The 24,591-nt window shown below is 63.3% G+C and carries 23 protein-coding genes; 14 read left to right on the top strand and 9 right to left on the bottom strand.

Annotation, left to right across the window (positions count from 1 at the left end; genetic code table 11):
* Window positions 1-15 precede the first annotated feature (15 nt).
* A complete protein-coding gene (locus KOL99_RS18005; protein ID WP_216511860.1) occupies window positions 16-1,884 on the top strand; it encodes a tetratricopeptide repeat protein in 1,869 nt (622 codons plus the stop codon).
* Window positions 1,885-1,887: 3 nt separating this feature from the next.
* On the opposite strand, the gene KOL99_RS18000 is transcribed toward KOL99_RS18005, so the two are convergent.
* Both KOL99_RS18000 and KOL99_RS17995 read right to left on the bottom strand, forming a co-directional pair.
* Entirely contained in the window at window positions 1,888-2,637 is a 750-nt protein-coding gene (locus tag KOL99_RS18000; protein WP_216511859.1) for an energy transducer TonB, read from the bottom strand.
* Between the two features lie 245 nt (window positions 2,638-2,882).
* A complete protein-coding gene (locus KOL99_RS17995) occupies window positions 2,883-5,132 on the bottom strand; it encodes an NADP-dependent malic enzyme (protein WP_216511858.1) in 2,250 nt (749 codons plus the stop codon).
* A gap of 310 nt (window positions 5,133-5,442) precedes the next feature.
* Here KOL99_RS17995 and KOL99_RS17990 point away from each other — a divergent pair, with 310 nt between their 5' ends.
* The 3 genes from KOL99_RS17990 to KOL99_RS17980 all read left to right on the top strand — a co-directional run bounded on the left by KOL99_RS17990 (window position 5,443) and on the right by KOL99_RS17980 (window position 7,629).
* Entirely contained in the window at window positions 5,443-5,925 is a 483-nt protein-coding gene (locus KOL99_RS17990) for an HIT family protein (RefSeq protein WP_216511857.1), read from the top strand.
* Window positions 5,922-6,821, top strand: coding sequence for an ROK family protein (locus KOL99_RS17985; protein ID WP_216511856.1), 900 nt, complete (start codon window positions 5,922-5,924; stop codon window positions 6,819-6,821). Before KOL99_RS17990 ends, KOL99_RS17985 begins: the two co-directional genes overlap by 4 nt.
* Before the next feature lie 100 nt (window positions 6,822-6,921).
* A complete protein-coding gene (locus KOL99_RS17980) occupies window positions 6,922-7,629 on the top strand; it encodes a DsbC family protein (protein WP_216511855.1) in 708 nt (235 codons plus the stop codon).
* Here the strand turns inward: KOL99_RS17980 and KOL99_RS17975 are convergent.
* Together KOL99_RS17975 and KOL99_RS17970 are read right to left on the bottom strand one after the other, a co-directional pair.
* Window positions 7,622-8,869, bottom strand: coding sequence for an endonuclease Q family protein (locus KOL99_RS17975; RefSeq protein ID WP_216511854.1), 1,248 nt, complete (start codon window positions 8,867-8,869; stop codon window positions 7,622-7,624). The genes KOL99_RS17980 and KOL99_RS17975 overlap by 8 nt on opposite strands.
* 71 nt (window positions 8,870-8,940) lie before the next feature.
* Entirely contained in the window at window positions 8,941-9,354 is a 414-nt protein-coding gene (locus tag KOL99_RS17970; protein WP_216511853.1) for a MerR family transcriptional regulator, read from the bottom strand.
* A gap of 181 nt (window positions 9,355-9,535) precedes the next feature.
* Between KOL99_RS17970 and KOL99_RS17965 the strand changes: the two genes are divergently transcribed.
* From KOL99_RS17965 to KOL99_RS17935, 7 genes are all read left to right on the top strand, one after another.
* A complete protein-coding gene (locus KOL99_RS17965) occupies window positions 9,536-10,072 on the top strand; it encodes a nitroreductase family protein (RefSeq protein WP_216511852.1) in 537 nt (178 codons plus the stop codon).
* Between the two features lie 245 nt (window positions 10,073-10,317).
* On the top strand, window positions 10,318-11,199 hold the full coding sequence (locus tag KOL99_RS17960) for a pseudouridine synthase (RefSeq protein ID WP_216511851.1): 882 nt from the start codon (window positions 10,318-10,320) through the stop codon (window positions 11,197-11,199).
* Between the two features lie 63 nt (window positions 11,200-11,262).
* On the top strand, window positions 11,263-11,538 hold the full coding sequence (locus KOL99_RS17955) for a hypothetical protein (protein ID WP_216511850.1): 276 nt from the start codon (window positions 11,263-11,265) through the stop codon (window positions 11,536-11,538).
* A gap of 367 nt (window positions 11,539-11,905) precedes the next feature.
* A complete protein-coding gene (locus KOL99_RS17950; protein ID WP_216511849.1) occupies window positions 11,906-12,826 on the top strand; it encodes a diguanylate cyclase in 921 nt (306 codons plus the stop codon).
* Window positions 12,827-12,941: 115 nt separating this feature from the next.
* Window positions 12,942-13,130, top strand: coding sequence for a hypothetical protein (locus KOL99_RS17945; protein WP_216511848.1), 189 nt, complete (start codon window positions 12,942-12,944; stop codon window positions 13,128-13,130).
* A 200-nt stretch (window positions 13,131-13,330) separates the two neighbouring features.
* The gene (locus tag KOL99_RS17940) at window positions 13,331-14,107 is read left to right on the top strand and encodes an electron transfer flavoprotein subunit beta/FixA family protein (protein ID WP_216511847.1); all 777 of its coding nucleotides are present in this window, start codon (window positions 13,331-13,333) and stop codon (window positions 14,105-14,107) included.
* A gap of 10 nt (window positions 14,108-14,117) precedes the next feature.
* Window positions 14,118-15,029, top strand: coding sequence for an electron transfer flavoprotein subunit alpha/FixB family protein (locus tag KOL99_RS17935; RefSeq protein ID WP_216511846.1), 912 nt, complete (start codon window positions 14,118-14,120; stop codon window positions 15,027-15,029).
* A gap of 84 nt (window positions 15,030-15,113) precedes the next feature.
* Here KOL99_RS17935 and ligA read toward each other — a convergent pair whose 3' ends face one another.
* Window positions 15,114-17,120 carry an NAD-dependent DNA ligase LigA gene (gene ligA / locus KOL99_RS17930; RefSeq protein WP_216511845.1) on the bottom strand — a complete coding sequence of 669 codons (2,007 nt, stop codon included), beginning with the start codon at window positions 17,118-17,120 and terminating at the stop codon, window positions 15,114-15,116.
* Between the two features lie 209 nt (window positions 17,121-17,329).
* Between ligA and KOL99_RS17925 the strand changes: the two genes are divergently transcribed.
* A complete protein-coding gene (locus KOL99_RS17925) occupies window positions 17,330-19,366 on the top strand; it encodes an ATP-dependent helicase (RefSeq protein ID WP_216511844.1) in 2,037 nt (678 codons plus the stop codon).
* 30 nt (window positions 19,367-19,396) lie between these two features.
* Here the strand turns inward: KOL99_RS17925 and KOL99_RS17920 are convergent, their stop codons facing one another.
* Window positions 19,397-20,032, bottom strand: coding sequence for a peroxiredoxin (locus tag KOL99_RS17920; RefSeq protein WP_236026400.1), 636 nt, complete (start codon window positions 20,030-20,032; stop codon window positions 19,397-19,399).
* Between the two features lie 193 nt (window positions 20,033-20,225).
* Here KOL99_RS17920 and KOL99_RS17915 point away from each other — a divergent pair, with 193 nt between their 5' ends.
* Window positions 20,226-20,741 (top strand): peptidylprolyl isomerase, encoded by a 516-nt coding sequence (locus tag KOL99_RS17915; protein WP_216511843.1) that lies wholly within the window; start codon window positions 20,226-20,228, stop codon window positions 20,739-20,741.
* A gap of 70 nt (window positions 20,742-20,811) precedes the next feature.
* Here the strand turns inward: KOL99_RS17915 and KOL99_RS17910 are convergent, their stop codons facing one another.
* Window positions 20,812-21,318: a hypothetical protein gene (locus KOL99_RS17910; RefSeq protein ID WP_216511842.1), complete on the bottom strand. Its 507-nt coding sequence runs from the start codon at window positions 21,316-21,318 to the stop codon at window positions 20,812-20,814.
* A gap of 276 nt (window positions 21,319-21,594) precedes the next feature.
* Between KOL99_RS17910 and metK the strand changes: the two genes are divergently transcribed.
* Window positions 21,595-22,764, top strand: coding sequence for a methionine adenosyltransferase (metK, locus tag KOL99_RS17905; protein WP_216511841.1), 1,170 nt, complete (start codon window positions 21,595-21,597; stop codon window positions 22,762-22,764).
* Between the two features lie 130 nt (window positions 22,765-22,894).
* Here metK and KOL99_RS17900 read toward each other — a convergent pair whose 3' ends face one another.
* Entirely contained in the window at window positions 22,895-23,599 is a 705-nt protein-coding gene (locus KOL99_RS17900) for a response regulator transcription factor (RefSeq protein WP_216511840.1), read from the bottom strand.
* 2 nt (window positions 23,600-23,601) lie between these two features.
* On the bottom strand, window positions 23,602-24,561 hold the full coding sequence (locus tag KOL99_RS17895; protein WP_216511839.1) for a sensor histidine kinase: 960 nt from the start codon (window positions 24,559-24,561) through the stop codon (window positions 23,602-23,604).
* Window positions 24,562-24,591 lie beyond the last annotated feature (30 nt).

Raw genomic sequence — 24,591 nt, 5'->3', positions numbered from 1 at the left:
GTATGAGGCGTCAACTTGGCTTCCAAAAAAGAAAAAATTCTCGAAAGTGCCCAGCGGTTCGTGCTGAAGGGGCAGATCGACAAGGCGATCAAGGACTACCAGCAGGTAGTGGCCATGGAGCCTGGCGACATCAGGTACCGCCAGCGCCTGGCCGAGCTCCTGGTGCGTGACAACCGTAAGGAAGAGGCCATCCAGCAGTACGAGGATATCGGCAAGCACTACGCCGACAACGGCTACTTCCTCAAGGCGATCGCCACCTACAAGCAGATCCAGCGTCTCAACCCCAGCAATCTCGCCACCGCGCTCACCATCGCGCATCTGAACCAACAGCAGGGGCTGATTGGCAATGCGATGGCCGAATACGGGCAGGTAGCGGCGCTGTACGAGAAGGAAGGGGCACTCAGGGAGGCGCTTAAGGTCGTGGAAACGATGCTTGGCGTCGACGCCGAGCACTCCGCCACCAAGCTCAAGTACGCGGAACTGCTTTATGCGACCGGAGCCGTTGAGCAGTCCCGGGAGGCGTTCGCCGCGCTGGTGACGGCCCTGCGTAACCGCGGTCTCGATAGTGAGGTCGTCTCGGTCGCCGCGCGCGTCCAGGAACTCTTCCCGGAGCAGGACGCGCCCCAGCTCGCCCCTTCATTTGCCGACGAGGGACTGTCGGCGACGGGGTTCGATGCCGAGGAGGAGGTGCCGGGCGTGCCGGCGGCGGCCCCCTGGGAGGCTCCGGTCGAGGAGCAGCTCCTTCCGGATTGGGACGCCCCCGAGGCCGAGCTCCCCGACCCCTTCGCGTCGCCCGCCGCGACGGCGCAGCCCGAAGCCGCGCCCGTTGCCCAGGCTGCAGCCCCGGCCTCGTACGAGGCGCCGGCGCCCTGGGACACCGAACAAAACGAAGAAGAGCCGCAGGGTACCATCGCCTGGGAAGAGGAGATCGAGCTCGACCTGGATGACGACATGTTCCAGGCGGTGCCGACTCCCGAACCGGCCTCAGTTGTCGAGGCCCCCGTTGCCGAGGCCCCCGTTGCCGAGGCCCCCGTTGCCGAGGCCCCCGTGGCGTCCCCCGAGCCAGCGGCTTCTCCCGCGCACGGGGTGGATCTCCCGCTCGATTTCTCGCTGGACCTGAACTTCGACGAGGTCGAGGAGGAACTGGAGGAGGCCGAGCCGGAAGAGCCCGCCGCCCCGGTGGTCGAACTGGACCTCGACCAGGGAACTGAGCTGGAGTTGGCCCTGCCCGAGCAGGAAACGCCTTTCGGCGATTTTTCCTGGGGCGAGGAAGAGGCCGGGGACCTGCCGCAAGAGCCCGATGAACCGGAGCTGGCGGCTGAACTGACGGAGTTCGAGGAGGCCGAGCTGGAACTCGAACCGGTGGAGGAGGAGCCTTTCGGCGAGCCGGAAGCGTCCGCCGCCCCGGAACCGGCGCAGGCACGCGGCTGGGAGGAGATCTTCCCGCAAGCTGCCAGCGGCACCGACCTCGACATCGAGGAATTGGAGTCCCATTACGACCTGGGGATCGGCTACAAGGAGATGGGGATGTACGCCGGTGCCATCAAGGAGTTCGACATCGCCGCCGGGAACCCGCAGCGCCGTTTCGACTGCCTGACCCTGCAGGCGATCTGCTACCGCGACAAGGGTGAGCCGGACAAGGCCGAGGAGTTGTTGAGGCGCGGCCTCGACCTTGGCGTGATCTCGAAGGACGAGCGGACCTGCCTGAACTACGAGCTGGCGGTGCTCGCGCAGGGACGCGGAGCGGTGGAGGAGGCGATCGACCTGTACCGGGAAGTGATGCGGGCCAATCCCGCCTACCAGGATGCTTCCAGCAGGCTTTCCGCCCTTTCGGGTGAGGAGATCCCGGATATCATCGACCTCGAGTTGGAAGAGGGAACCTGATCCTTACCAGGAAAGCAGGTTGAGCGGCGGGACCAGGCGAACCGGCGCCTGGAAAAAGTCCCCGATGTAGTTGGGAGGTACCGGAGGCAGCGGGCCGGCCGACTCCAGCATCTTCTGCACGGCCCGGTCGTAGACGATGTTCCCTGAACTTTGCAGGATGGTGCTGCCAATGATCTCGCCGCTGCGGGTGACGGTGATGTTCACCACGATCGGCGCCACCTTCTGATCCTTTTGTTCCAGCCACCACTTCTCGTTCACTCCCTGCAGTAGCCTGATGTAGTACTCCTTGATCTCGGGACGCAGCGTCTCGCCGTCGCTCAGAGGCTTGAAGTACCCCTTGGTGAGCCCCATGCCGAAGGTGGTGCGCGATTGTTCCTCCACGGCGGTTTGGGGCTGGGCTGCTTGCGGCGGCGGTGCCGCGGGCTGCGCGGCCTGCACCGGTTGCGGGGGAGGTGTCGGCGGCAGCGGCTCCGCCTCCTCCTGGGGGAGTTCCGGTTCGGGTTCCGGCTGGGGCTGGGGCTGTACCGCGGGGGCGGCCGGCACGGGCGCCGGGACGGTGTTGAGGTCGACGTAGGTTACCGCGGGGCGCGCGGGTTCACCGCCGCCGGGGATGCCGAGCAGGACCACGGCGCAGACCAGGTGCAAAACCAGCGAGACCGCGAGCCCGGTGAGCAACTGCTTGTTGAGGCTGGTCGGGTACTGCTCTTCCTCGAGCGGGTCGAGCGGGTCGAGCGGATCTATCGCGTCTTGCATGGCTGGTTGTGTCCTTCTCCCGCCATCCCAAAGCGGGCGTCAGGCGTGGTTAGTGTCCGTCATGTATAGCAAATTCGCGGCGGATCTGGCAACCAAAGAAAGACGTTTACGGAAAATGCGAAGGGACCCCGCAGGGGGTCCCTTTTGTGTTTGGGTAATGCCGGCAACGGCGGACCGCCCCCCACCTTCTGCGGGAGGGGCTGGGGTGGGGGCTTCGGCCGCCTGACGTTCCAGCGTAGCTCCTCCTACATGCTCTGTGCGTCCACCACGGCGATGGCGGCCATGTTGACGATGGTGGCGACGTCGTCGCCTCTTTGCAGCACGTGCACCGGTTTTTTCATCCCCATCAGCAGCGGCCCGATCGCCTCAGCCCCCCCCAGGCGGTGCAACAGCTTGTAGCAGATGTTTCCCGAGTTGAGGTCCGGGAAGATCAGGATGTTGGCGGGGCCGGTCAGGGTGGAGAAGGTGTAGTTCGCCAAAAGCTCCGGCGTCACCGCCGTGTCCGCCTGCATCTCGCCGTCGATCTCCAGTCCGGGCGCCCGTTCCTTCACGATCTCCACCGCGCGTTTCACCTTCTGGGTCAGGGCGTGGTTCACCGAACCGAAGTTGGCGAAGGAGAGCATGGCGATGCGCGGCACGATGTCCAGTAACTGCACCTTTTCCGCCGCAAGGAGCGCGGTCTCCGCCAGCTCCTCGGCGGTCGGCTCGATCTCCACCGTGGTGTCGGCCATGAAGTAGATCCCCTTCTTGAAGACCATCATGTACATGCCGTGCACGCCGGCCAGCTGCGGCTGCCTGCCGATCACTTCCAGCGCCGGCCTGATGGTGTCGGGGTAGTGGGTGTCGATCCCCCCCAGGAGCGCGTCGGCGTCCCCCATGTGCACCATCATGGCGCCGAAGTGGTTGCGCGACTTGCGGCGCACGATGCGCTGCGCCTCGGTGAGCGTGATCCCCTTGCGCTGCCTCATGCGGTAGAGTTCCTGCGCGTAGGGTTCGGTCAGCTCCGAATCCTCCGGGTCGACGATGGTCACGTTCAGCTCCATCCCCAGTTCCGCCATTCTTGCCAGCACCTTGGCGCGGTTGCCGATCAGGATCGGCTGGGCGATTCCCTCCTCCACCAGGTGGTAGGCCGCCTTGAGGATCTTCTCGTTGTCCCCTTCGGGGAACACGATCTTCTTGGGATCGCACTTGGCCTTGTTTATGATGGCGCGCATGGTCTCCTTGGCACGCCCCTGCAGCGTTTCCAGCCACTCCACGTAGCGGTCCATGTCCTCGATGGGGGTCCGCGCCACGCCGCTCTCCATCGCCGCCCGGGCCACGGCCGGTGCGACCCGCAACAGCGCCCGCGGATCGAACGGCTTGGGGATGATGTAGTTGCGCCCGAAGGAGAAACTCTCGTTGCCGTAGGCGCGGCAGACGGAGTCGGGACACTCCTCCTGCGCGAGCTGCGCCAGGGCGAACACCGCCGCCTTCTTCATCTCCTCGTTGATGGTGCTGGCCCGGACGTCGAGGGCACCCCTGAAGATGAAGGGGAAACCGAGCACGTTGTTCACCTGGTTCGGGTAGTCGCTCCTGCCGGTGGCCATGATCACGTCGGAGCGGACCGAGAGCGCCTCCTCCGGCGTGATCTCCGGGTCCGGGTTGGCCATCGCCATGATGATGGGGTCCTTGGCCATGTCCCGCACCATCTGCGGGGTCACCGCACCCTTGGCCGAGACGCCGATGAAGACGTCCGCGCCGCGCATGGCCTCCTCCAGGGTGCGCAGCTCGGTGTTGATCGCGAGCCGCTCCTTGTACGGGTTCATCCCCTCGGTCCTTCCCGTGTAGATCACCCCCTTGGTGTCGCACATGCAGAGGTTCTCCGGCTTGGCGCCCAGCGAGATGACCAGGTTCGCGCAGGCGACACCGGCGGCCCCGGCGCCGTTCACCACGATGCGCACCTTCTCGATCTTCTTCCCCACCAGCTGCAGGGCGTTGATGAGCGCGGCGGAGCAGATGATGGCCGTGCCGTGCTGGTCGTCGTGGAACACCGGGATGTTCATGGTCTTCTTCAGTTCTTCCTCGATGTAGAAACACTCCGGCGCCTTGATGTCCTCGAGGTTGATGCCGCCGAAGGTCGGCTCCAAGAGCTGCACGACCTTGATCACGTCGTCCGGGTCCTCCGACTTCACCTCGAGGTCGAAGACGTCGACGTCGGCGAAGCGCTTGAAGAGGACGCCCTTCCCCTCCATGACCGGCTTGCCGGCGAGCGCCCCGATGTTGCCAAGGCCCAGCACCGCGGTGCCGTTGGAGACCACCGCGACCAGGTTCCCCTTGGCGGTATAGAGGTAGGCGTCCGAGGGCCTCTGCTCGATGGCGAGGCAGGGCTCGGCGACGCCCGGGGTGTAGGCGAGGGAGAGGTCGAGGGAGGTCAGGCAGGGCTTGGAGGAGACCACTTCGATCTTTCCCTTGCGGCCGCTGGCGTGATATTCGAGCGCGTCTATCTTCTTCGTCATGACATCCTCCTCGTAACAGGTGGTGACGGTGAGTTATCCGGACTGGAAAAACGGTTGAAGCGACGTTCGCGTGCTAAAGAAGGAAACGGTGCTGCCACAGCGAGGTGCGTCTGAATAAGGGAAGCTGGGATGGGATGCGAAATTATAGCATGTCGCCGCACCGGTACAATCTCCGGCCTGGGCGGCAGATCGATCTGGTGTATAGCCCGAATCTTCTCTGTCGTGATGCAAAGTCAGGTCGTGGTTGAAAATTGAGACAATCTGGTTGATAATCTTCGCGGCTATAACAGGAAACGAAGGGGAGGATGTCATGGACAGGCTTTGGGCGCCTTGGAGGGTGGAATACCTGACGCAGCCGCCGACTCCGGGCTGCATCTTCTGTGCTGAGGGGAACGACCGGGAGCTCCTGATCATCCATCGCACCCCGCTTGCCCGCGTCATGCTGAACCGCTACCCGTACAGTAACGGCCACCTGCTGATCTCGCTGCACCGTCACACGGCCGAACTGGGCGAGCTCGCCGGAGACGAGATGCGGGAACTCTTCCGCGTCGCGGCGCTCTGCAAGGACGTGCTGGCCCGCTCCAGCAGCCCCGACGGCTTCAACATCGGCATGAACCTCGGCAAGGCCGCCGGAGCCGGCGTCGAGGACCACCTCCACCTGCACGTGGTGCCGCGCTGGAACGGCGACAGCAACTTCATGTCCGTGGTGGCTGATATCCGGGTGCTCCCCGAGGCCCTGCTGGCGACCTACGACCGGCTGCTCCCCTTCTTCCCGACAGCGGAGGGGGCGTGAGGCGGGAGTTGTGCATCGGCATCGACCTTGGGGGGAGCAACCTGAGGTTCGCCCTGGTGGACCGGCAGGGGAGGGTGCTGGCGCGCAGCGCTGAGCCGACCCTGCCGGCGGCGGGGCTTGCCTCCCTGCTCTCCCGGCTCCTCTGCGGGGTCGAGCGCTTGCGGCGGGAGGCCGCCGGCATGGGCTTTGGCACGGCGGCGCTCGCGGTCGGGGTCCCGGGGCTTGTCTGCAGCGACGGGGTGGTGCGCGCCAGCGTCAACGTCCCCGTGCTCGAGGGGGTGCCGCTGGCCCGGGAGCTCTCCGTGGCGACCGGGATGCCGGTGGCGACGCTCAACGATGCCAACGCCTGCGCGCTGGGCGAGAAGCGCTACGGCGCCGGGCGCGGCTACCGCTCCCTGATCGCGCTCACCCTGGGGACCGGGGTCGGGTCGGGACTGATTTTGGACGGGAAGCTCTGGACCGGGGTCGACGGCGCGGCGGGTGAGTTCGGCCACATCCCGGTGGAGCCGGAGGGGCGTCCCTGCGGGTGCGGCAGCCGGGGCTGCCTGGAGCAGTACGCCTCGGCCGGCGCCATCGCGCGGGGCGGGGATGACGCCGCCGCCGTCGCTCGCCGGGCACGACAGGGAGACGCAGCGGCGATCGCCGTCTTCGCCGAGGCGGGGCGCTATCTCGGCATCGCGGCGGCGGGTGTCGTGAACCTGCTGAACCTGGAGGCGGTGATCCTGTGCGGCGGCGTGGCGCGGAGCTTCGACCTCCTGGCCCCGTCCCTGCGTCGGGAACTGGTTTCCCGGACCTTCGCCATATCCGGGGGGCGGGTGCGCGTCGAACCGGGGGTGCTGGGTGATGACGCCGGGGTGCTGGGCGCCGCCGTCGCCGCCTTCGGGACCGCTCTTTAGAAAAAAACTCTCATTATTCAGGCGCCGTTCGCGGCGAACCTATGCTATAGTTACCGCTGTCCCGCAGGGCGGGGCTTCATATTGCTATCTGGAGGCGCCCATGTCGTTTAGAAGAATTTTCACAGCCCTTTTCTCCGCGTGCGTTCTGCTCGCCCTGGTGGCCACCTCGTTCGCCGCCGCCCCGGTCAAAGCCGAGGAGTCCTTCCGCAGCGCCTTCCCGCAGGTGCCCTTCGACAGCATGACGCCGACCGAGATCCCCGGGCTCTACGAGGTCATCACCGGACAGCGCATCTTCTATTACTACCCCGACAAGGAACTGGTACTGACCGGCGAGATTGTGGGCAAGGACCTGAAGAGCCGCACCGCCGAGCGCAAGGGAGCCATGATGGCCAAGGTGGCCAAGGACCTGCCGCTGGACAAGGCGCTCAAGATCGGCGACGGCAAGAAGGTGGTGATCGAGTTCACGGATCCGGACTGCCCGTTCTGCCGCAGGGGCGCCGAGTACTTCACCAAGAGGACCGACGTGACCCAGTACGTGTTCTTCGCGCCGCTGGCCCACCCGGGGGCGATCACCAAGATCGAGTACATCCTCTCCGCCGAGAACAAGGCGCAGGCCTACGACGCCATGATGCTGGGGCAGGATATCCCCGCGGGCGCGAAGCCCGCCTCCCCGGAGATCAAGCGGTTGGCCCAGGAGCACATGGAGCTGGCCAGGAAGGCCGGCGTGACCGGGACTCCCACCTTCTTCATCAACGGGCAGATGGTGGTGGGCGCCGACGTGAACCGGCTCGACGAACTGCTCAAGTAGCATCCTCTTCCGAAGCGGAGACCGAGACGGTGCCGAACTTGCCGTCGTAGCCCGGCTCGATCTCCACCTCGCCCGCACGCATCCTGCCGATTCCAGCCGCCAGTGTCGCCGTCGACCTGGCGGCTATTTCGTGCAGCGGCGCCTCTAACAGGATGTGGAACTCGTTCCCCAGGCCGCTCAAAAGCTCGAAGTAGAGCGCCTCGGCCTTCTTGCTGGAACTGCCGACCCGCAGAGCCCCCCCGATCAGATCGATGAGCGGTATCAAGGACCAGAAAGGGGGCGCCTGCTCGGGTCTCGCCCCTGCCGCCCGGTCCGCCAGGAGTTCCACCCGGTGCAGCACCCCCACCGTCAGCTTGCCGCCGCAGGCGGGGCAGCGGTAGCCGTGGGCGATGGTCTCCTCGGGCGAGAACCTGACGCCGCAGCACCTGTGGCCGTCGGCATGGTATTTCCCCTGTTCCGGAAAGAATTCGATGGTCCCCGCCACGCCCTTGCCGCCGGCTATCGCCTGGTGGACGCCGTCGTAGGAGAGTTCGGTGTCGAAGATGGTCGCCTCCCGCCCGAGCTTGTTGGCGGAGTGGGCGTCGGAGTTGGAGATGAGCGTGACGCCGTCCAGGACCGACAGGCGCCAGTTCATGGCCGGGTCGGAGGAGAGGCCGGTCTCGATGGCGTGCACCTCGGGGGCGAGATCCTCGAAGCACTCTTGCAGCGACTCGAACCCGGAACAGGCGCCGAAGATGGAGAAGTGCGGGGTCCAGGCATGGGCGGGGATGAGGAGCGCGCACGGGGAGGAGTGAAGCACCATGGCCAGCAGGTCCTTGGCGTCCAGCTTCAGGATCGGCCTGCCGTCGGAGGCGAGGTTCCCGATGCGGGCAAGCTGGAGGTTCAGCCGGCGGGCGGCCGCGAAGTCGGGGAGCAGTACCAGGCAGTGCACCTTCCGGGTGCGTCCCCCCTTGCGGTAGATGCAGCTTATTTCGCCGCTGATCAGGAAGGAGACCGGGGCGCGGCAGCTTTTCGGCACCTGGTCGGGGGAAGGTTCCCGGCGCAGGCGCAAAAGCCCCGTCTCGGCGGGGACCAGCTCCCGCTCCAGTTCAGTGAGCCACCCGGGATGGGTGCAGTCGCCGGTGCCGACCACCCGGATCCCCTTCAACTGGGCCCAGCGCCAGAGTCGCTGGAGGTCGAGGTCGCGGCTGGTCGCCCTGGAAAAGCGGGAGTGGATGTGCAGGTCTGCTGTGAATCTCATGTGGGGTGCCGTTTCGCGGCGCCTTGCGCCGTCGGTGAGGGGAGGGCGGGCAGGGGCGAAGGGGCGGCGCGTCAGGCGCCGCTGGCCGTGGAGGTGCCGAACTTGTTGAGCATGTGCTGCCGGTAGCTGACGATGTCGCTGCGCAGCGACGCCAGCCGCGCCATCTTGTCGTCGATCTTCTCGATGTGCTCGTCCAGGATTTCCACCAGGCGCGGCACCATTCGCTCGGTCTGCTTCGCTTCGCCGTACGCGGCGTAGAGGTCCTGCATCTCCTTGATGGTGAGCCCCAACTCCTTGAGCTTGATGATGAACTTGATGCGGCGCACGTAATACGGGGTGAAGCCGCGCGTGGCGCCATCGCTTCTGGGGACGCTCTCGATGATGCCGACTTCCTCCCAGTAGCGGATGGTCCTGGTGGTGAGTCCGAGCGCTGCGGCGACCTCCCCGATCGAGGTTATCTCTTCGCCGTCGTTGATGATGTCCATGAAAAACCTCACGGTGGAAATAAATACCCAGCTAATCTAGAACATGGCGTTCTGAGTGTCAATCGCTTTCCCGCGGTGACACCCGCCAACTCGAAAAGCGGGCTATCCAAAAATGATCGTTTACAAAACAGTGTTTTTGCGGTATCAATTGAGGCAACGATACATCAGGAGAGTTTGGTTCATGGACATTTTTCAGGCCATCACCGGCCGTCGCAGCATCAGAAAGTTCAAGCCTGCACCTGTGGAGCCAGCCAAAATAAAACAAGTGCTCAATATGGCGCGGCTGGCGCCATCCTGGAAGAACCTGCAGTGCTGGCGCTTCCTGGTGCTGACCGAGCCCGGGGCGCGAGCCGCCCTGGCCGATGCCTTTCCCGATGACAATCCGGGCAAAAAGGCAATAGCTTCGGCGCCTTGCGTCATCGTGGTCTGCGCAGATCCGGCCGAGAGCGGGGTCGAAAACGGCATCGAGTACTTCGTGGCCGACACGGCCCTGGCCTTTGACCACCTCTGCCTCGCCGCCCATGGCCTCGGCCTGGGCACCTGCTGGATGGGGTGGTTCGACGAGCGGGAGATCAAGCGCGCGCTGGACATCCCCGAGGGGATCCGGGTCGTGGGGATGACGCCGCTTGGGTATCCGGACCAGTCGCCCAACCCGCGCCCGCGCAAGGAACTGGCGCAGGTCGCCTTCAACGAGAAATGGGGCGTCCCGTACCTGTAGCTACGGGCGCCGGGGCGCCTACCAGTTTGTGATCGGCCCTTTCTGCCGGCCGTCCAACACTAGGGGCAATCGACGGGTTGCCCCTCTTTTTTCGTCCCGCGTCGCGCCCGTCGCTCGGGCGCCGGGCCTGCGGCGTGATTGCCTGCGCGGGCGGTCCGTGCTATCCTGCCGACGTTCCCGGTTGTCAGCCGGCAGGGCGTCGCACCGCATCCCCACGCCTGCCGAACTTTTGTCAAAGGCCCGCCATGTCGATCTCCCAATATCCCGCCAAGGTGACCATGCCCAGGCTCGAGCACCCTTATCCGACGGTGTTCGCCTTCCTGCTGGAGCGTTTTCCGAGGATACCGCGCGAGGTGTGGGAGAGCCGCATCGCGCAGGGCAAGGTGCTCGGTGAGGACGGCGCGCCGGTCGGCCTCGCCACGCCGTACGCTCCCCAGAAGCGGGTCTTCTATTTCAGGGAGATTGAGGCGGAACGGGAGATCCCTTTCGAGGAAGAGATCCTGTTTCAAAACGAGGAGCTGCTGGTGGCGTGCAAGCCCCATTTCCTGCCGGTGACCCCCGGCGGCGCCTACCTCAATCAAAGCCTCTTGCACCGGCTCCGGGAGCGGACCGGGATCCACCACCTGGTGCCGCTGCACCGGATCGACCGGGAGACCGCGGGGCTGGTCCTTTTCTCGACGAACCCGAAAACGCGCGGTCGTTACTGCGGGCTGTTCAGGGACGGCTGCATCGAGAAGGAGTATCGTGCGGTCGGCGCGGGGCGGGTGCCGGACGGCAGGGACCGCTGGCTCGTGGAGAGCAGGCTGGTGCCGGGGGAGCCCTGGTTCGTCATGGCGACCGAGCCCGGAGTGCCCAACGCCCGCTCCGACATCCGCCTGCTCGCAGAGCGGGGGGGAGACTCCCTGTTCTCGCTCAGCCCGCTCACCGGCAAGACGCACCAGCTCCGGGTGCACTTGAGTTCGCTGGGAGTGCCGATCCTCAACGACAGGCTTTACCCGCGCCTGCAGCCAAGCCGGCCGGACGATTTCGACAAGCCGCTGCAGCTTCTGGCACGGCGGCTGCGCTTCAAGGATCCCATCTCCGGCAATTGGCTCGAGTTCCAGTCTGAAAGGGCACTTTTGTGGTAATCTAGAACGGTTCGCGCAGCCTGTGGCATGGCGGCTGGCTCATAGCTGATAGGGAGGTGTGACATGGCCAAGAATGTGCTCCTGCTGGTCGATTACGGCGTCAACAACAGCATCCATATAGGGCTGTTCAAGATCCAGCTCAAAGAGGCGGGGTGGCGCCCGGGGCTCGTGGAAGGGGCCTTCGAGAAGAACCTCGACCTTCCAGATTCAGTCATCGAGACGAAGGTGCAAGAGGAGGTCGACAACGCCGCCAACCAAGCCTCCTTCAAGAAGACCTGCTGCGAGCTCTTCGTCACCGAGGATGAACTGAAGTTCTGCTGGGACTGGAACACACCCTGACCAGCAGTCATCCCCGCGCCCGCTTCTGTCACTTCAGATCTAAAATATCTGGACAACTTCCTGAAACTTTAGTTACTATCCCGCTATGAACAAACTCGCCGCTGTATTGATTATTTTATTCACCGTCGCCGTAATAACGTTCGGCACGTGGCAGCTCTTCAAAGGGAACCTCGAGGCGGCTTTTTCTTCCTTTCCGTTCCTGCTGATTATCTACTTTTTTATCAAGCCATTCCGAAATTCATAAGGTAGGGTGCCGTGCGGCTTCTGGCACCTCGTGATGCTTTCCAGGCCGCGTCCTCGTCCGCGGCGCCGGGGGGGGCGTCGGGCGCTGCCGCTGCTGTTGTGAGCCATGCCGGTGGGAGACATCATGTCCAGTTGTGCACTCGTGATCGACGATTCGGCTGCCATCCGGGAGCAGGTGATACGGACCCTGCAGGATGTTGGGCTGTTCGAGCAGTACCGGGAAGCGAAGGACGGGATGGAGGGATTCAAGACCCTCATCGACTGCAAGGCCGACCTGGTGATCTGTGATGTCGAGATGCCGCGCATGGACGGCTACAAGTTCCTGCAACTGGTCGCCTCGCGTCCCGACCTGCAGGGGCTCCCGATCATCATGCTGACCGGCAAGCAGGACTTCAACTCCAAGGTCAGGGGACTGGAGCAGGGGGCGAGCGACTACCTCACCAAGCCCTTCGACGCCGGCGAACTGGTGGCCCGCGTCAAGGTGCAGCTCAAGATCAAGTCCCTGCAGGACGAGCTGAAAAAAGCCAACGAGCAACTCAAGCGACTCACCAACATCGACCACCTCACCGGGCTCTTCAACCGGCGCTACCTCGCCGAGGTGCTGGAGGCCGAGTTCTTCAGGGCCAGGCGCAACCGCGAGAGCCTCTCCCTGGTCATCATCGACATCGATTTCTTCAAGCAGGTCAACGACACCTACGGTCACCAAAACGGCGACGTCGTGCTCGCCTCGGTAGCCAGCGTGGTACAGCAGCAGATGCGCGCCTATGACAGCGCGGCGCGCTACGGCGGCGAGGAGTTCGTCGTGCTCTACCCCGGCACTTCGCTGGAGGGTGGGGTGGTCGCCGCGGAGCGCCTGCGGCAGGCCGTGCTTGATTTCACCTTCCCGCCCCCCCTGCAGGACCTGGCCGTGACCGTCAGCGCCGGGGTCGCCACCTATCCATCCCCGCAGGTCGACAACATCGACTCCCTGTTCCGCCAGGCTGACGAGGCGCTCTACCGCGCCAAGCAGAACGGCCGCAACAGGGTGGAAACGATGGCGACCTGACGCCCATCTGCTCTGGTTAATTTTTTTTAAGAAAACACTTGAAAAAAATCTAATTTGAAGGTAAAGGTTACCTCCTGCTTTGCGCCCCGAAGCGCCGACACTGGAGGAGCCTGCTATGGATACCTTTGACGAGGCTTATGCCAACTACCTGAAACTCCTGGCCAATCTTGACAAGACCGACGATATCGCCGCGAAAAACCAGCTCTTTCGCCAACTCGCCCAGCTGTTGTGCGACCTGGAGCAGGGGTTGAAGCACAAGGCGACATCGGGCGGCCGCCGTGAGGAGTCGGCCTACTGGCTCTAGCTCCCCCGTTTCCCACCTGTAATCTTCCCGTACTCCCCGGCGGGAGCCGGTACGCCTCCCCGGGCGGCCTCGCCAGCTCATGAAAAAGTTTGACACATCAGCTTCCTCCTATATTCTCTAAGTAAGCGATATCATTCCCGGCGAACGGAAGTAAGGTGCAGGTGTCGGCCAACTGTCCGTAACGCCGGAGGAGGTTCATTATGAAGATCCTGGTATGCGTCAAGCAGGTGCCTGACATGGAGTCTCGTTTCCGGCCGGATGCCGCGGGCGTCTGGTATGCGGAGACCGATCTCGCCTTTCGGGTCAACGAGTACGACGAATACGCCATCGAGCAGGCGGTGTTGCTCAAGGAGCAGTTGGGGGGGGAACCGGAGATAACGCTCCTCTCGGTGGGTCCGGATCGTGTCGTGGAGGCCATCAAGAAGGGGCTTGCCATGGGGGCGGACCGTGCCGTGCACGTGCGCGACCCGGCTGCCCACCTGAAGGATCCCTTCCAGATCGCCTCGATCATAGCGGCATATGCCAAGGGGGAGGGCTTCGACGTCATCTTCACCGGAATGCAGTCGCTCGACCGGGGATCAACCCAGGTGGGGGTGGCCGTCGCCGAGGCGCTCGGTTACCCCTGCGCCACGACCGTGGTCGCTTTCGAGTACGCCGACGGCACCGTGACCGTGAAGCGGGAGCTCGAAGGAGGGGTGAAAGGGACGGTGCGGCTGAAGACCCCGGCCCTGGTTACCTGCCAACTTGGCCTGAACCAACCGCGCTACCCGACGCTGCCCAACATCATGAAGGCGAAGAAGAAAGAGGTGGCCGTCATCCCGGTTGAGCAGTTGCTGCAGGAGGAAGCCAGGCTGGTGCTGGCGCAGTTCAGCGCGCCGGCCAAGAAGGGGGGTGGGGTGGTCCTGGAGGGTGAGGTTGCGGACCAGGTCGACCGGCTAATCGGGATACTCAAGGACAAGACGGCGGTTTTGCGCTAGGGGGGGAACCATGAAAGTTTTACTCGTCGGCGAAAGCCGTGATGGAAAACTCTTGGAGTACAGCTACGAACTGTTCGGCTTCGCATCGCAACTGGGAGCCGAGACCGCCATGGTGCTGATCGGCAACGACGCGGCCTTGCCGAGCTACGGGGGGACCGTCTACCTGGCCGATGCCGGCAAGTACGGGGAGTACAACCCCGATCTGCACAAGCGGTTGGTGCAGGCTGCGGTGGAACGGGAAAAGCCGGACTACGTGGTGTTCATGCACACCTCCTACGGCTGGGATCTGGCGCCGCGTGTGGCGGCCTTGCTCAAGGCGCCGCAGGTTTCCGAGGTGGTCGCCTTGGCCGAGGGAGGTTTCGAGCGTCCCTGCTGCAGTCAAAAGATGCGGCAGGTGGTACGGCCGGTCGGCGGCCCCGTGGTACTCACCCTGCAGGGAGGAGCGTTCCCGGCGCTGGTGCCGGGGGGCGCGCCCCTAAAGCAGACCCTGGAGGTTGCGGGAGAGGGGAGGACCGAGTTCCTGGGGTACGAGGCGGCTGTCCGCAAGGGAGTCGACCTGACCAGGGCGGAGATCATTGTCAGTGCCGGGCGCGGTGTCGGCAAGAAAGAGAACCTGCCGGTGATCGCCGAACTTGCCAAGGTGTTGGGAGGCGAGGTCGGGGCGAGCCGTCCGGTCGTCGACAGCGGTTGGATGGAGGCGGGGGCGCAGGTGGGGGTGACCGGGCAGACCGTGAGTCCCAAGCTCTATGTTGCCTGCGGCATCAGCGGCGCCATTCAGCACCTGGCGGGGATGAAGAAGTCCGGGTTCATCGTGGCGATCAACAAGGACAAGGATGCCCCCATAGGCGAGGTGGCGGATGTGCTGGTGGTGGCCGACGTGATGCAGTTCGTACCGGCGCTGACGGCAAAACTTGCCAAGTGACCCCCGCAAGACGCGGAGCTTAACCAACAACGGCGCGGCAACCGTCCGTTTGCCGCGCCGTTTGCCAAATGTTTCCGGCGACTCCTACCGCAGCAACTCCAGAAACTCCTCTTCAGTCAGCACGCGCACGCCTAACTGCCGTGCCTTCTCCAGCTTGCTGCCGGCGTCGGCGCCGGCGACGACGTAGTCGGTCTTCTTGGAGACGCTCCCGGCGGCATGGGCCCCTTCCTGCTCCACCATCTTCTTGGCATCGTCCCTGGTGAACTTCTCCAGCGCACCGGTGAAAACGAAGGTCTTACCGGTGAACCTGCCGCCGACCCGCTTCTCCTCGACCTTCGGACTGACGCCGGCCTCCTTGAGCCGCTCCAGCACCCTCAGGTTCTCTTCGCTGCGGAAGAAGTCGGCTATGCTGGTGGCGACCTGCGGCCCTACCTCGCGAACGCTGACCAGTTCCTCCTCGCTCGCCTTGGCCAGGTTCTCGATGCTGCCGAAAGCCCTGGCCAAGAGCTTGGCGGTGTGTTCGCCGACGTGCCTGATGCCAAGCGCGAAGATGAGCCGCGACAGGTCGCGCTCCTTGCTCGCCTCGATGGCGCCCAACAGGTTCTCGGCGAGCTTTTTCCCCATGCGCTCGAACTGCATGAAGTCTTCTTCCTTTAACGAGTAGATGTCGGCGACATCCTGGATCAGCTTCAGGCTCAAAAGCTGCTCGATGAACTTGTCGCCCAGCCCCTCGATGTCCATGGCTCGTCGGGACGCGAAATGCTTCACCCGCTCCAGAAGCTGCGCCGGGCAGCTAAGTGCCACGCAACGCACCGCCACCTCGTCGGGAAGCCGGACCACCTCACCGCCGCACACCGGACAGTTTTCCGGCACCTGGGGCTTAACCGCACCTTCCGGCCGCTGGTCGAGAATGACCTGCACCACGGCCGGGATGACGTCGCCGGCACGCTCGACAATAACGGTATCCCCCTCGCGGATGTCTTTTCGCTCCAGTTCCTCCCAGTTGTGCAGGGTGGCGCGCGATACCATGACGCCCGATACGTTGACCGGTTTCAGGAAGGCGACCGGCGTGATCACCCCGGTGCGGCCAACGGAATGGAAGATCTGCTCGACGACGGTGGTCGCCTGCCGGGGCGGGAACTTCCAGGCGATGGCCCAGCGCGGCGAGCGGCTTTTCTCTCCCAGCTCCCTCTGCATCCGGAACGAATCGACCTTGACCACGACGCCGTCGATCTCGTAGGGGAGGTCGTCGCGTTTTTCCATCATCTCCTGGTAGTAGGCGAGCATCTCCTGGATGCCGTGCACCACGCGGGTGAGCGGGTTGACCGGCAGGCGCCACGTGGGGATCGTCTCCAGGAAGTGGCTCTGCGCGGTGAACTCGACCCCGCCCAGTTCCCCGGGCGCGTAGCAGAAGATGCTCAAGGGGCGCTTGGCGGTGATCTTCGAATCGAGCTGGCGCAGGGATCCGGCCGCGGCGTTGCGCGGGTTGGCGAAGGGGGGCTCGCCTGCCTCCTCGCGCTCGCGGTTGAACTTGCGAAAGGGGGCCAACGGGAGATAAACCTCGCCGCGCACGGTCACGAGTTCCGGCGGCTCCTGCGTTTCCAGGCGCAGCGGTACGTCCTTGATGGTCTTCAGGTTCTGGGTCACGTCCTCGCCCACGACGCCGTCCCCCCTAGTGGAACCGATGGCCAGGATCCCTTCGCGGTACACCAGTTCCACGGCGACGCCGTCCATCTTCGGCTCACAGACGTAGGAGATCCCGGTGTCGGCGGCAAGGCCCAGAAAGCGCTTGACCCGGTCGTCGAAATCGATCATGTCCTGCTCGGTGAAGGCGTTCTCTAGGGAGAGCATCGGCATGCTGTGGCGCACCTGGGTGAACTTCGCGAGCGGCCGGCCGCCGACCCTGCCCGTGGGAGAGTCGGGGAGGGCAAGCTCCGGGAATTCCTTTTCCAGCCCCTGGAGTTCGCAAAACAGCGCGTCGTACTCGGCGTCCGTGATCTCCGGCATGTCCTGTTCGTAGTAAAGGCGGTTGTGGCGCTCGATCTCTTTGGAGAGAAAGGCGATGCGCTGGGCGGCGGCTTGTGCTTCCATGGTGAACCTCGTGGCGGTTTGTCTTGAACGCTGCTTTATAACATACCCCGCCGCAGTTTGGAACTGGCATGGATATAGCGGCTTGCATTGCCCTTTTGCTTCTGGTAACAATAACCGGCCGCACCTTTCCGGGGACGGCTCTTTTTTGGCCCGCAGCCGGAAAGACGTCGTCGCCGCCGTGGCGCAAATGCCCGATTTACGAGGAAATCATGCTCGATCTGTCCCGTCTCAATCCCGAACAACTCGCCGCCGTGAAGCACACGGAGGGGCCCCTGTTGGTCCTGGCCGGCGCCGGGTCGGGCAAGACCGGGGTGATCACCTACCGCATCGCGCACCTGATCCTGAACATGAAGGTGCCGCCCGACCGGATCCTCGCCGTGACCTTCACCAACAAGGCGGCCAAGGAGATGAAGGAGCGGGTGGAGCACCTGGTGGGACGCAGGGATTCCAAGGGGATCGTGCTCTCCACCTTCCACTCTCTGGGCGTGCGCGTGTTGAAACGCGACATCGAACGCCTGGGCTACAAGAAGAACTTCTCGATCTATTCGACCGCGGATCAGGTCGGGCTCGTGCGCCAGATCGTGCGCGAGGTCAACACCGACAGCAAGAAGTACGACGCGGAGAGCATCATCTGGCGCATCTCCGGCGCCAAGAACAAGCTGATCCCGCCGGACCGCTTCGCCCCCAACCCGCTCGACGACATCGACATGATGGCCGCGTTGGTTTACCCGCGTTACCAGTCCGCGCTGAAGGCGTTCAACGCCATCGACTTCGACGACATCATCATGCTGACCGCGGAACTTTTGCAGCACCACCCGCCGGTCTTGAAGCACTGGCAGGAGCGCTTCAGCTACATCATGGTCGACGAGTACCAGGACACCAACTCGTCACAGTACCTCCTGGTGAATCTCCTGGCCGCCGGCTGCAAGAACCTCTGCGTGGTGGGGGACGACGACCAGTCCATCTACGGCTGGCGCGGCGCGGACGTGGGCAACATCCTCGACTTCGAGAAGGATTTCAAGGGGTGCCGCACCATCAAGCTGGAGCAGAACTATCGCTCGACCGGGAACATCCTGGACGCCGCCAACAGCGTCATCGGCAACAACAAGGTGAGAAAGGCGAAGCGTTTGTGGACCGCCTCCGGGCAGGGGCCGCTCATCGATCTCTGCATCGTCCAGGACGACGAGGAGGAGGCGACTTCCGTGGTGGAGCGCATCCAGCTGGAACGTTTCAAGAAGGACACCCCCTACAGCGACTTCGCCATCCTGTACCGCACCAACGCCCAGAGCCGCTCCTTCGAGGAGCAGCTCCGCTTCGAGGACATCCCCTACGTGCTGGTCGGCGGCACCCAGTTCTTCGAAAGGAAGGAGGTCAAGGATTCCCTCTCCTACCTGAAGGTGATCGCCAATCCGCTGGACGAGGTGGCGCTCCTGCGCATCGTCAACTTCCCCAGGCGCGGCATCGGCGACAGCACCGTGATCCGCATCAACCAGTGGTCGCTGGAAAAGGAGATCCCGCTGTTCGAGGCGTTCAGCCGGGTGGGCGAGATCGAGGGGATCTCCGAGGCGATCAGGGACAAGGTGCTCGCCTTTCACCATACCCTGCTCGATGCCGCGGCCGACTTCCGGGCGGAAGGGGGGCTGGCCGAGAAAGGGAAGGCGCTCTTCGAGAAACTGAAGATCGAGGAGGAGATCTTCCGCACCATCGACGACCAGAAGGCGGCGCGGCGCAAGGTGGAGAACGTGGAGCAGATCATCAACTCGATGGCGGCCTACGAGGAGCGGGTGCCGCAGGCGACGCTCGGGGGCTTCATCGAGAAGGTATCGCTCATGGACGAGGACCGCTTCTCCGGCAAGGACAAGAAGGATCACGGCAAGGACGCGGTGACGCTCATGTCGCTGCACTCCAGCAAGGGGCTCGAGTTCCCCTTCGTGTTCCTGGTGGGGATGGAGGACGAGATCCTGCCCCATAAAAGGGCCATCTACGAGGACGACAGCATCGACGAGGAGCGGCGCCTGTGCTACGTAGGCATCACGCGGGCGCGGCAGCAGCTGGTGATGACGCGGACGCTGTTCCGGAAGAAGTACGGCAAACTCGAGGAGCGGGTACCGTCTCGTTTTCTGGAGGAAATCCCGGGGACGGTGCTGAACGTGCAGCAAAGCGGGGTGGCAAAGGAAGTGACGCCGGAGGAAGCGGAGAAGAGCGCCGAGGATTTCTTCGCCAAGATGAAGGCGATGATGGGGTAGGGGGCGGAATGTCCGCCCCCGTCGGGATGGCTACGGTTGGGGTTTGCCGAGGGTCTTCTGGCCCGGCTTCCACCCCAGGGGGCAGAGCGAGCCGGTCTGCAGCGCCTCGAGGACGCGCATGGTCTCATCGACGCTCCTGCCCACGTCGAGGTTGTGCACCACCTGGTACTGCAGCACGCCATCCGGGTCGATGATGAACAGCGCGCGCAGGGCCACACCTTCTTTCTCGTCCAGGGCGCCGTATTTCTCCGCCACTTCCTTCTTGATGTCGGAAAGCAGGGGGTACTGGAGGTTGCCCAGGTCGCCGCGCTGCACCCAGGCCAGGTGCGAGTATTTGCTGTCGGTCGAGGCGCCGAGGACGACGGTGTTCAGCTTCTGGAATTCGGGAAGCGCCTGGTTGAACCCCTTGATCTCGGTGGGGCAGACGAAGGTGAAGTCCATCGGGTAGAAGAAGAGCAGCACCCACTTGCCGCGATAATCGTCCAGCGAGATCTGCTTGAACTCCTTGCCGGCGGTGGTGCCGACCCAGGCGTCCAGCTTGAAGTTCGGAGCTGGCTCACCGACCTTGGCGACCTGCTGCAGGTCCGATGCGGCCGCTACCGGCAGTGCCGTGGTGAAAATCGAGAGTGTCAGTGCAGCCAACAGGGTGATGGTTGAGACGTTCATTCGAATACTCCTGTGAATATTTTAATACTATAGCTGCATTGCAAAGCCAGTTCTGGTAGAATCGCTGACTGTACATGATACCGTAGCTACATCGCTCCAACCAGTAAAAACTTCACACACACTTCTTTGTGTGGTATTGAAGACCGCTGCAACTCGGAATGGTGTATCAAACCAAATATAAAGGAGCAACATAATGACTGATGAAAAGAATCCCGTAGTCGTCATGGAGACCTCGATGGGCACCGTTAAGATCGAGCTCTTCAAGGACAAGGCGCCCATCTCCGTGCGCAACTTCCTCTCCTATGTCAAGGACGCTTACTACGACGGCACCATCTTCCACCGCGTGATCAAGAACTTCATGGTCCAGGGGGGCGGGCTGGATGAGAACATGCAGCCGAAGAAGACCAAGTTCGCCATCAAGAACGAGGCCACCAACGGCCTGAAGAACGTGCGCGGCACCCTGGCCATGGCCCGTACCGCCGTGGTCGACAGCGCCACCTCCCAGTTCTTCATCAACGTGGTGGACAACGCGTTCCTCGACCACGCCGGCAAGACCCCGGACCGCTTCGGCTACGCCGTGTTCGGCCAGGTCATCGAAGGGATGGACGTCGTCGACGCGATCCGCGAGGTGAAAACCGGGAGCAAGGGCGGCCACCAGGACGTGCCGGTGGAGCCGGTCTTCATCAACTCCATCAAGCTGGCCGAGTAGGGAAGGATTCGCTGTTTCCCCTGCAGGGGAAGGCAACAGGTGAGCGGCTGGCGCTGGATGCGCCAGCCGCTCATTGCGTTTGCAGGGTAAGTCTCGCGGTGATGCCCGGGAGGACGGCGCCGTTGGCGTCGCGGGCTGAAAAACTCTCCAGGGTGAAGGTGTCGGCCGTTGGCGCCACCCCCGCAGCCACCTGGCAGGTGAGGGTCGCCAGGGGGCCGACGGTGAGCCCGGCGGGATGGGCGAGGTTCACCAGCAGCACCTGTCCGGGGGCGGCGGCCTGCAGGAAGCTGGCGCCGGTGTAACTGCCGCTCACCGCCGGTACCAGCACCCCTTCGGGAAGCACACTGGCGCTGGTGGAGGGGAGGGTGACCCCGGGGGGGAGGCGCAGGGTGAATTGTGCGGCATAGAGAACCGAATCCGCGGCAGGTCCCAGGGTGACGATACCGAGGCGGGCGGTTCCGGGCACCGGTTCCGGAGTGAGCACGTTGCCATCGTCTCCCGAGTTTCCGGTCGAACCGGATCCCCCACCGCAGGCTCCCAGAAACAGGCACAGTATTACCAGCCACAAGACTCTCATTGTATCCTCCCCTTTAAGATCGTCTCGCCTAAAAGATCATCGTCGCGCCGCTCTTGCACTGATGGGGGTACACAAGGACTGCTCGACGGAAAAGATTGTATCGGGGAAATTGTTGGAGGCAATTAATTATGATTCAGTCACTCTGGTATCGCTCCGTAACGCGGCGGAACTGGTTGATATTGGTTGCATTTAATTATTGACAAAGGTTATCGCCAACTATACAATCTGCAGGCTTTACAGCTACCTGAACCACACTTCGTTAGGGGGTTTTACCTTATGGAAATGAAGGACTTCATCTTTACGTCCGAGTCTGTTTCTGAGGGGCATCCGGACAAGGTTGCCGACCAAATATCCGACGCGATCCTTGATGCGATCCTGACCCAGGATCCCAAGTCCCGCGTGGCGTGTGAAACCCTGGTGACCACCGGCATGGCGGTCATCGCTGGTGAAATCACCACCAATGCCGTCATCGACTACCCGAAGATCGTCCGTGAGACCATCAAGGAGATCGGCTACAACGATTCCGCCATGGGCTTCGATTGGGAAACCTGCGCGGTGCTCACCTCCATCGACAAGCAGTCCCCCGATATCGCCCAGGGTGTCACCGAGGGTGAGGGGATGTTCAAGGAGCAGGGTGCCGGCGACCAGGGCCTCATGTTCGGCTTCGCCTGCAACGAGACCCCCGAACTGATGCCGATGTCGATCCTCATGGCGCACAAGCTGGTTTCCAGGCTTGCCGACGTCAGAAAGACCGGCGTGCTCGACTTCCTCCGTCCCGACTCCAAATCCCAGGTTTCGATCCAGTACATCGATGACAAGCCGGTCCACGTCGATACCATCGTCATCTCCTCCCAGCACTCCCCCGAGGTCTCCTACGAGATGATCAAGGAAGGGATCATCGAGGAAGTCATCAAGAAGATCATCCCGGCCAACCTGATGGACGCCAACACCAAGTTCCTGATCAACCCGACCGGGCGCTTCGTCATCGGCGGCCCGATGGGAGACTGCGGTCTCACCGGCCGCAAGATCATCGTCGACAGCTACGGCGGGCACGGCGCCCACGGCGGCGGCGCGTTCTCCGGCAAGGACCCCTCCAAGGTGGACCGTTCCGCGGCGTACATGGGGCGCTATGTCGCCAAGAACCTGGTAGCTTCCGAGATCTGCGAGCGTTGCGAAGTACAGGTAGCCTACGCCATCGGCGTCGCGGAGCCGGTCTCCGTCATGGTCGACTGCAACGGCACCGGCAAGATCCCGTCCAAGCGCATTTCCGAGATCGTGCGCGAGGTGTTCGACCTGCGTCCGCGCGCCATCATCGAGCAGCTCGACCTTTTGCGTCCGATCTACAGGAAGACCGCGGCTTACGGCCACTTCGGCCGCGAGCTCCCCGAGTTCACCTGGGAGCGCACCGACAAGGCGGCACTCATCAAGGAGAAGGCGGGCATCTAAGAAACCCGTTCTACGTTCTGTGTTCTACGTTAAAAGCAAAAGGCCTTCCGGATTCCGGAGGGCCTTTTTGTTTAGGGGGTGTTGTTGGTTGTTCAACGTAGAACGTAGAACATAGAACGCAGAACCGGTTCTAGCTCTTCCTGCTGAACCGGTACCCGACCCCGCGCACGGTCTGGAAGAACACGGGGCGCGAGGGCTCAGGCTCGAAGTACTTCCTGAGCCGCACGATGAAGTTGTCCAGGGTCCTGGTCTCCGCGTCGGTGGCGTAGCCCCAGACGCTTTCCAGGATCTCGCCGCGCGGTATCGCCTCCCCCTCGCGATGGAAGAACAGCGACAGCATGCGCACCTCGAGGTCGGTGAGATCGATCTCACCCTGCCTGGTCCTGGCTCGGTAGGAAAGCAGGAACACCTCGTTGTCGCCGAAGCGATACCCTTCCTCCACCGGTTCCGGCCGGTACCAGGCGCTGCGGCGCAGCATCCCCGATACCCTGAGCAGGAACTCTTTCAGGTTGAAGGGTTTCACCAGGTAGTCGTCGGCCCCGGCGGCGAGCCCGGAGATCCGGTCGCTCTCGGCGGAGCGCGCCGTCAGCATCAGCACCGGCACCCTGGAATCGAGCCCACGGATCTTTTGACAAACATCGAAGCCGCCGATGCCGGGGAGCATCACGTCCAGGATGATCAGGTCGAACTTCTCCATGGTGACCTTGTCGAGCGCCTCTTCGCCGCTTTCGACGTGGCTCACCAGGTAACCTTCCTGTTCCAGGTTGAAGGTGATGCCGCGCGCCAGGTGCATCTCGTCCTCGACGAGCAGTATGTGCGGTTTCTCGCCGGACATGCCTAACCTCGCTGCTGCCTGCCCTGGAGTGGCAGGGTGATATGGAAGGTGCAGCCTTTGCCGAGTCCCGGGCTCTCGACGGAGATCTTGCCGTCGTGGGCGTTGACCACGGACCTGACGATGTAAAGCCCCAGCCCGGTTCCCCTGATGTTCTCACCCGGGGTGCGCACCCGGTAGAACATGTCGAAGATCTTCTCCAGTTCGTTCTTCTTGAGTCCCTTGCCGTTGTCCTGGAAGTCGAGCTGGCATTGCCGGCCGCTTGCGCTGCGCTTGAGCGTCACCCTGATCTCGGGCGAAACGGGCGAGTAGAGCAGCGCGTTCTCGAAGAGGTTCCTGAGCGCCATCTCCATACCCTCGACGTCGATGGTCGCGTTGATGTTGGGCTCGACCTCCAGGGTCAGTTTCCCCCCCTCGGGGAGATCGCTCATCTTCCCCTGCAGGTAGCTGGTGACGAACTCGGAGAAGTCGATCTTCTTCGCCTTGTCCCCCAACTGGCCGAACTCGATCCTGGTGGCCATGAGCAGGTTGCTGGTCAGGATGTTGAGCCGGTCGGTATCGGAGAGCATGGTGTCGATGAAGCCGTCCAGTTTCTCCTTGGGGAGGTCCCGCATCTTCACCGTTTCCAGGTGCAACTGGATCGAGGCGAGCGGCGACTTGAGTTCGTGGGTCAACTGGGATATGTAGCTGCGCTGCTGCAGGTAGAGCTTCGCCTGGCGGCGCCAGTAGAGAAAGATGACATAGACACCGGCCAGGATGGCGATGGCCATCAACAGACCCTCAACCAGGACGATCCACTCCATCCCCTGGGTCAACAGTTCCGGCTTGTAGCGCAAGGCGAGGTTACGGAATTCCTTGCTCCTGCCGATGAACCAGTAGATCCAGGAGATGACCATCACCACCCAGATCAGCTGGATCCCTATCAATGCAATCAACGGGTTGGATAGTTTCCGGTTCATTTTCATGCCCCACTGGTAGCATCGCTGCCGGGTTTT

It is taken from the genome of Geomonas azotofigens (genome assembly GCF_018919395.1).
GTDB lineage: Bacteria > Desulfobacterota > Desulfuromonadia > Geobacterales > Geobacteraceae > Geomonas > Geomonas azotofigens.
Note: the sequence above shows the minus strand (reverse complement) of the source record. Positions and strands in the feature narration are given on the sequence as shown.

Bases quoted from the DNA above. Each gene is read 5' to 3' on its own strand.
- KOL99_RS18000 (WP_216511859.1), bottom strand. From the start codon at position 2,637: ATGCAAGACGCGATAGATCCGCTCGACCCGCTCGACCCGCTCGAGGAA.
- KOL99_RS17995 (WP_216511858.1), bottom strand. From the start codon at position 5,132: ATGACGAAGAAGATAGACGCGCTCGAATATCACGCCAGCGGCCGCAAG.
- KOL99_RS17990 (WP_216511857.1), top strand. From the start codon at position 5,443: ATGGACAGGCTTTGGGCGCCTTGGAGGGTGGAATACCTGACGCAGCCG.
- KOL99_RS17980 (WP_216511855.1), top strand. From the start codon at position 6,922: ATGTCGTTTAGAAGAATTTTCACAGCCCTTTTCTCCGCGTGCGTTCTG.
- KOL99_RS17975 (WP_216511854.1), bottom strand. From the start codon at position 8,869: ATGAGATTCACAGCAGACCTGCACATCCACTCCCGCTTTTCCAGGGCG.
- KOL99_RS17970 (WP_216511853.1), bottom strand. From the start codon at position 9,354: ATGGACATCATCAACGACGGCGAAGAGATAACCTCGATCGGGGAGGTC.
- KOL99_RS17965 (WP_216511852.1), top strand. From the start codon at position 9,536: ATGGACATTTTTCAGGCCATCACCGGCCGTCGCAGCATCAGAAAGTTC.
- KOL99_RS17960 (WP_216511851.1), top strand. From the start codon at position 10,318: ATGTCGATCTCCCAATATCCCGCCAAGGTGACCATGCCCAGGCTCGAG.
- KOL99_RS17955 (WP_216511850.1), top strand. From the start codon at position 11,263: ATGGCCAAGAATGTGCTCCTGCTGGTCGATTACGGCGTCAACAACAGC.
- KOL99_RS17950 (WP_216511849.1), top strand. From the start codon at position 11,906: ATGTCCAGTTGTGCACTCGTGATCGACGATTCGGCTGCCATCCGGGAG.
- KOL99_RS17945 (WP_216511848.1), top strand. From the start codon at position 12,942: ATGGATACCTTTGACGAGGCTTATGCCAACTACCTGAAACTCCTGGCC.
- KOL99_RS17940 (WP_216511847.1), top strand. From the start codon at position 13,331: ATGAAGATCCTGGTATGCGTCAAGCAGGTGCCTGACATGGAGTCTCGT.
- KOL99_RS17935 (WP_216511846.1), top strand. From the start codon at position 14,118: ATGAAAGTTTTACTCGTCGGCGAAAGCCGTGATGGAAAACTCTTGGAG.
- ligA (WP_216511845.1), bottom strand. From the start codon at position 17,120: ATGGAAGCACAAGCCGCCGCCCAGCGCATCGCCTTTCTCTCCAAAGAG.
- KOL99_RS17925 (WP_216511844.1), top strand. From the start codon at position 17,330: ATGCTCGATCTGTCCCGTCTCAATCCCGAACAACTCGCCGCCGTGAAG.
- KOL99_RS17920 (WP_236026400.1), bottom strand. From the start codon at position 20,032: ATGAACGTCTCAACCATCACCCTGTTGGCTGCACTGACACTCTCGATT.
- KOL99_RS17915 (WP_216511843.1), top strand. From the start codon at position 20,226: ATGACTGATGAAAAGAATCCCGTAGTCGTCATGGAGACCTCGATGGGC.
- KOL99_RS17910 (WP_216511842.1), bottom strand. From the start codon at position 21,318: ATGAGAGTCTTGTGGCTGGTAATACTGTGCCTGTTTCTGGGAGCCTGC.
- metK (WP_216511841.1), top strand. From the start codon at position 21,595: ATGGAAATGAAGGACTTCATCTTTACGTCCGAGTCTGTTTCTGAGGGG.
- KOL99_RS17900 (WP_216511840.1), bottom strand. From the start codon at position 23,599: ATGTCCGGCGAGAAACCGCACATACTGCTCGTCGAGGACGAGATGCAC.
- KOL99_RS17895 (WP_216511839.1), bottom strand. From the start codon at position 24,561: ATGAAAATGAACCGGAAACTATCCAACCCGTTGATTGCATTGATAGGG.